Source organism: Streptomyces sp. D2-8 (assembly GCF_023184515.1).
GTDB lineage: Bacteria > Actinomycetota > Actinomycetes > Streptomycetales > Streptomycetaceae > Streptomyces.
Map to the genome: position 1 here is coordinate 1 of NZ_JAAHBP010000065.1, position 1614 is coordinate 1614.

General features: G+C 68.5%; 1 protein-coding gene. It reads left to right on the plus strand.

Annotation, left to right across the window (positions count from 1 at the left end; genetic code table 11):
• The first annotated feature begins 144 nt into the window (after positions 1 to 144).
• A complete protein-coding gene (locus G3I77_RS40530; protein WP_248512480.1) occupies positions 145 to 1602 on the plus strand; it encodes an NF041680 family putative transposase in 1458 nt (485 codons plus the stop codon).
• Positions 1603 to 1614 lie beyond the last annotated feature (12 nt).

Below are 1614 nucleotides of genomic sequence, written 5' to 3' on the forward strand. Positions count from 1 at the left end.
CCTAGCTTGATCTTTAACGTCCGACGTCGAATGGTGCGTCGAACTTGATCACCCGGTCCGGTAATCGCCGTACACGGAAGCGGCCTTCGGCTGAACATGTGCTCCGACCAAGGAACACACACGTCCAGCACGAAGGCCGTGAGGATGAGTCTGCTGCATCACGGCGCCCGGCAAGAGTCGTTGGCGCAACTGTCATGCTTCCGGGGCGAGTTCTACGCCTGCCTGACCACTCGTTCGGACGCGTTGTTCGAGCTGGCTGACGCCGTTCTGTGCAGTGATGGGCCGGTGAGGTCGCTGGCCGAGCTGTCACTGGTGGGTGAACACCGTCGCGGCCATGGAGGGCTCTACGCGGCTGTGGCCCGTGGACGCGTCGATGCCGGCCGGCTGCGGCGGGCACTGGCCGAAGTGCCGCTGTCGCGGGCTGCCGATGGCCGGCTGGTCCTGGCTGTCGATGTCACCTGCTGGCTGCGGCCCGACGCCCACACCTCACCGGAACGGATCCTGTGCCACACCTACGGCCGGGGCAAGGACCAGCACATCCCGGTCCCCGGCTGGCCCTACTCGATCATCTGCGCGCTCGAGCCGGGCCGCAGCTCATGGACCGCGCCGCTGGATGCACTGCGTCTGACACCCGGGGCCGACACCGCCACCGTCACCGCCCGGCAGTTGCGCGATCTGCTGCAGCGACTGATCACCGCGGGGCAGTGGCAGACGGGCGACCCGGACATCCTCATCGTTGCGGACGCCGGATACGACGCACCCCGCCTCGGCTTCCTCCTCAAAGACCTGCCGGTCCAGGTGCTGGCCAGGATGCGATCCGACCGCGTCCTGCGCAGGGCTGTCGCACCGCGGCTCCCGCACACCCAGGGCCGACCGCCCCGGCACGGCGGTGAGTTCGTCTTCGGGCAGCCTGACACCTGGGGCACCCCGGACACCGAAACGGTTGCCGACACACGTCTCTACGGCACCGCCACCGCACGCTCCTGGGACCGGCTGCACCCCAAGCTGACCCACCGCTCCTCCTGGGCAGCCGACGACGGCACCCTCCCGATCGTCGAAGGAACGGTGATCCGCCTGGACATCGGCCACCTGCCCAGCGGAGCAACACCGAAGCCGGTCTGGCTGTGGTGGTCAGGCACTGATGCCACTGCGGCGGACGCCGACCGTCTCTGGCAGGCATACCTGCGACGCTTCGACATCGAGCACACATTCCGCCTGTTCAAGCAGACCCTCGGCTGGACCTCGCCGAAGATCCGCACCCCCGAGGCAGCCGACCGGTGGACCTGGCTGATCCTCGCCGCCTACACCCAACTGCGGCTCGCCCGAACGCTGGCAGCCGACCTGCGTCGGCCCTGGGAGAGACCAACCCCGCCGGACAGGCTCACCCCCGCCCGCGTCCGCCGCGACTTCCGGCACATCCGCCCCAAGGCCAGCTGCCCAGCCCAAGCACCGAAACCCTCCCGCCCCGGCCCAGGACGGCCTCCAGGCAGAAAGAACACCCGGCCCACACCCCGCCACGACGTGCACACACCCCGCAAAACACCGGCGGCGAAGCAGCGAACGAAGAAGTCAACTACCCCACGACCTCGCCGCACAGGTTAAAGATCAAGCTAG

Excerpts from the sequence above, each read along its gene's own strand:
- G3I77_RS40530 (WP_248512480.1), top strand. The coding sequence starts at position 145 with ATGAGTCTGCTGCATCACGGCGCCCGGCAAGAGTCGTTGGCGCAACTG.